General features: G+C 33.1%; 4 protein-coding genes. 1 reads left to right on the forward strand and 3 read right to left on the reverse strand.

Annotated elements, in window-relative coordinates; all coding sequences use genetic code 11:
* Nucleotides 1-94: 94 nt before the first annotated feature.
* Complete coding sequence (locus AB4Y90_RS16565) at nucleotides 95-1,375, forward strand: dicarboxylate/amino acid:cation symporter (RefSeq protein WP_441558677.1); 1,281 nt, start codon at nucleotides 95-97, stop codon at nucleotides 1,373-1,375.
* A gap of 173 nt (nucleotides 1,376-1,548) precedes the next feature.
* On the opposite strand, the gene AB4Y90_RS16570 is transcribed toward AB4Y90_RS16565, so the two are convergent.
* The 3 genes from AB4Y90_RS16570 to AB4Y90_RS16580 all read right to left on the reverse strand — a co-directional run.
* Nucleotides 1,549-2,439, reverse strand: a complete 891-nt coding sequence (locus AB4Y90_RS16570; protein WP_441558678.1) for a diacylglycerol/lipid kinase family protein — start codon at nucleotides 2,437-2,439, stop codon at nucleotides 1,549-1,551.
* Nucleotides 2,440-2,444: 5 nt separating this feature from the next.
* Nucleotides 2,445-3,269, reverse strand: coding sequence for a DUF3298 domain-containing protein (locus tag AB4Y90_RS16575; RefSeq protein WP_441558679.1), 825 nt, complete (start codon nucleotides 3,267-3,269; stop codon nucleotides 2,445-2,447).
* A 76-nt stretch (nucleotides 3,270-3,345) separates the two neighbouring features.
* The coding region (locus AB4Y90_RS16580) for a transglutaminase-like domain-containing protein (protein WP_441558680.1) at nucleotides 3,346-4,911 on the reverse strand (1,566 nt) is incomplete at its 5' end.

The following is a 4,911-nucleotide window of genomic DNA, read 5'->3' on the forward strand; positions in this document are numbered from 1 at the left end:
ACCTTATTTTCTGTATTAAATTTCAGATAAATTTTTCAGCTAAAAAATCTATTTAATTTCAGTATTTTTCGGAAATATTTATGAAACTTCTGCTTTGAAAAAGAAAAAATTTTATCAGCAATTATATTTTCAGGTAATTATCGCCATCACTTTAGGAATTCTCTTAGGGAATTTTTATCCTGAATTAGGCGAAAAAATGAAGCCTTTAGGCGACGGTTTCATCAAATTGGTTAAAATGATTATTGCTCCGGTCATTTTCATTACGCTTACTTTAGGAATCGCCCATATGACAGATCTGAAAARGGTAGGACGAATTGCCATCAAAGCAATGCTTTATTTTTTCACATTTTCTACATTGGCATTGATTATTGGTTTGGTTGTAGGAAACATCATCCAACCTGGAGCAGGTTTAAACATTGATCCTTCAAGTTTATCGGGTGACGTTTCGCAATATCAGCACAAAGCACACGATATGACTTTGACCGGATTTATCATGAATATAATCCCGGAAACCCTATTCAGTCCGTTAATTGGTGACAATATTCTTCAGGTACTTTTGGTTGCGATCTTAATGGGAATTGCTTTGGTTTTAACGAAAGAAAAAAGTGGAAAAGTCACAGAATTTTTACAGGTTTTGGCGGCTCCTGTTTTCAAAATTGTGCATATGCTGATGAAATTAGCGCCAATCGGAGCTTTCGGAGCGATGGCTTTTACAATCGGAAAATATGGTTTGGCATCTGTTTTAAATTTAATCTTTCTTGTAGGGACTTTTTACATTACCTCTATCCTGTTTGTGGTTTTGGTTTTGGGAGCTGTAGCCTGGTACAACGGTTTTAATATATTTAAACTGATGTATTATCTAAAGGAAGAACTTCTCCTGGTTTTAGGAACCAGCTCTTCAGAATCTGCTCTTCCGGGAATTATGGAAAAGATGGAAAAAGCGGGCTGTTCCAAAGCGATTGTAGGTTTGGTGGTTCCTACAGGATATTCTTTTAATCTCGACGGAACCAATATTTATATGACGCTCGCTTCATTATTTATTGCACAGGCTCTGAATATCGATCTTTCAATAGAAAAACAACTGATGCTTCTTTTGGTGGCAATGCTGAGTTCTAAAGGAGCTGCAGGAGTTACAGGAGCCGGCTTTGTAACTTTGGCTGCTACATTGGCTGTTGTTCCTGAAATCCCGATTGCAGGAATGACTTTAATTTTAGGAATCGATAAATTTATGAGTGAATGCCGTGCTTTAACCAACGTTATCGGAAACTCTGTAGCAACTGTAGTTGTAGCCAATTGGGAAAAACAATTAGACAAAAAGCAACTTCAATATTGCCTTGAAAACCCTAATGAAATCGAGAAAAAGCTGGAAGTTTAAAAATAGTTTTAAAAGGAATTAAAATTTTTAAATTTTTAATTCTATATGATTACAACCATAAAAAATATAAGTTATAACTATTTACTTTGTAATAAATTATTACGAAAAGATAATTTTTTTTTCATCATTTGTGTTTTAGCCTTCTTCACGGAAGGCTTTTTATTTGCAATGATTTAAATTAAAATATTCAGGCTAGAAGGCTGCACTTTTACATGAATCGGTGATTTTATTTTATTGAATTCCCCGTCAAGATGCCAGTTTTTGGTATTTACTTTAAACTCGATCTCTGAAACTGGAAGATACGTGATATAATCGTCTTCTTTCAATTTTTTGGTAAACATCCTGAACGCAAAAAGCGGCGAATACATCAACGGAAATTTTTTCACCAGAACCATATCAACCAAACCGTCACTTTTGCTTGCCATCGGTGCAATATAAGCGTTGTTACCAAACTGGCGGGTGTTTGCAATATTAACCATTAAATATTTTCCGTTGTATTGCTTATAATTTTCATCAAAAAATTTAAGCTTGATCGGTTTATAATTAAAAAATGTCTTTAAGGAAACTTTGATGTAATTTTTGAATCCGCGGCTGGTTTTTTCGAATTCTTTAACGACCTTCCCGTCAAAACCTGTTCCCGAAACATTGATAGACAGTCTTCCGTTTATGGTAAAAGTATCTATTTTACGGGATTTTTTAGACTTCAATTTCTCTAATAATTCATCTAGATTTTTGCTGAACTGCGTTTCATTAGAAAAACCATTTCCTGATCCTGCCGGAAAAATAGCTAAAACTTTTTCGGTATTGATGAGCTTTTTAGCAACCGTAGAAATTGTTCCGTCACCGCCGATAGCCACAAAAAAATCAACCTCATCAAAATGGGCGTTGATAAAATCATCCGTTCCCGGAATAGACTCAGAAATGTAGTATAAAGGGTTTTGAACTTTATTTTTAAGTTCGTTTAAAAAGGGCTGGTAATTTTTTTTTGCCGAAAAAGGATTGATGATAAAAGCTACTTTTTCCATTGTCACAAAAGTAAAAAATGCTTCCTGATTTGGAAGCATTAATATTAGTTAATTTTCAATCTCTTTTTAAACTCGGGATTAATTGTTCCGTCGAGCTCTTTCCAGGAAACCTGGATGATAATATCTCCGGCTGCAAAAGCGGCGATTTCGTAAGGGCTGTAATGAAAATACAGGTTTTTATCATCAAAATAAAAATCTTTGTTGGCAGGAATCACATCCACCAAAAGCATATCTGAATTTTTTACCGCACCCTCAGAATCGGTTGTTCCACTCGAAATTTTATTGAGATTTTTCATTAAAAGATCTTCCAGTCTTGCTTTAGGCATTGTGGTAATATCTTTTAAATCTAATTTTTTATTGTTTTTCAGATCAAAAACCCTTACATCGAAAGAGTAATTACCGTGCGCTCCGCCTTCATATGAAGTATGCAAATATTCGATCTGGAGAAAATCATCGGTTTGAGAAATCAGTTTCATAAACGAACCGGCTTCCCATGTTTGCGGATTCTGAATATCTGAAATCCATTCTTTGCTGTCTGCTTTTACAGATTCGTAAAAATCGTTTTTATCTCTATCTAAAAAAGTCTGCAGCCCTTGTTTGGAGTAATCTGTAATTCCTGTTTTATCATAATAAATACTGTCTAAAAGAGCCTTATTTTTCAAGGTCGGAAAAACCAACATTTTTGAAGCATAATTCACTGAAAGTTTTTCGTTAATTTTCATAGAATCATTCACTTTAATAGAGTCTACAGTGAATTTTTCAGGGGCTTCATTCTCTGTTTGTGTTTCAACCGTTTTTGTTTCTGTCCTTTTACAGGCAGCCAAAAGAAAAACCGCAGAAAACATGATGAATACAACTTTATTTTTCATAATAATTTATTTTTTAACCAGAATGCAAAAACCATTCACAAAATGAATGGTTTATAAAATTTGTATCGATAAATGATTATTTCTTAATCAAACTCATTACCTGACTTTCAGAATCTGAAATTACTTTCCAGATCTGCTTGAATGCCGGATAATATTCTTTAGGATAATTTGCACTTGCAATATTATATTCTGAAATCGTTATAATTCTGTTATCTTTTTTCTCTACCGTGTAAGAATAGCTGATTTCTTTATCATCAGTAACAATTTTTTTACTTTTTGGTAATTCGGCCACATCATATCCTTCAGGAATTTCTATTTCTACAACTTTTGTTTTGCTAATTGGCGAAATAAAATTGTATTGTTTTTTATACTTATCTGCATTTTCATCAAAACTTTCTTTTGCATTCATAGCCAACAATCCTTCATCCTGATCCTGATAAGCCCCTGAAACTGTTCCGTCAGGATTTATTTTTGCCTTAACTGTGTGGCTGTTGTAGCTTACTTTAATATTTGTAAGAGAAATAAGTTCTGCTTTATCATCTCTTAATAAAAGACCGTTATCGTTCCATACTCTTGATGGTAAAAGATTAGCCTGAGATTGTTTTGATGTTGCATCAAAAAGATAAAAAGTCTTGTTGATTTCTGCCCCTACAATTACATAATTGAAATTACCTAAATTAGGAAATGTTAAATTTAAATGTCCGTTTCCTACGGTAGAAATAAGAATCGGATATGYCGTAATATTTGCGCTTCTAAACATTGCTATCAACATCAAATTGAGATCTGAATCATTCCCTGTTTTGGTTTTTATAAGATCTCTTATCCCGTTTTCTGCATACATTCCATTATTTTGATTCCATGTAAAATTGGTTTTCACATATTCTAAAATCTTATTAGCTTTTGAGAGATCATCTTTTTCATTAAGAATTTCTGCAGGAAGCAGCTCTTTAACCAATCTGTCTTTTTTGTACTGCGATCCAAAATCCTCATGATCCCAAAGTTTCTTCCTGATATCTTCCCAAGTTGAAGTGTACATTTTAAGGTTATTCCCAAAATAAGTTGAATGAAGTTCTGCCCTGATTTTCGTTCTGTAATTATCATTATTTTTTACAAAATTTTCAGTTTTGAAACCCTTCAGATTATCGTAGCCGAATCTATAGGTTTTATATTGCGATCCGTACATAATGTCTTCTTTCATGATCTTATATTTAGGAAGTAAACTTCCCGTAAAATCTACGCTGTAAGACATTTGTACTGGTGAATCAAAAACATATTCCGTATAAACCGAAGGAGTATCTAATTCTATATAAATTAAAGGAATTTCGTATACAAACGGTGAAGAAACTTCATAATGATATTCAATGACAGAACCATTCTTTATACCCGGGAAAGCATATTTATTAACTGTAATATACTTATTTTCTTTCGATTTAAATTTCGAACTTTTGTCAACTTTAGTTTCCACCACATTATCTCCTTCCAGATTATACACATAAGCTTTCATATTATTCAAAACTTCACGGTCACCAGAATTGTTATCATAAAGAGAAACCTCCAGATTATGCCAATTTTCAGATTTATCTTTTTCGTAAATTTTTACACGATACGTGTATTCTTTTATAAGATTTCCAGTGCTGTTATC

Origin of the sequence: Chryseobacterium sp. 2TAF14 (genome assembly GCF_052115105.1) — a bacterium.
GTDB lineage: Bacteria > Bacteroidota > Bacteroidia > Flavobacteriales > Weeksellaceae > Chryseobacterium.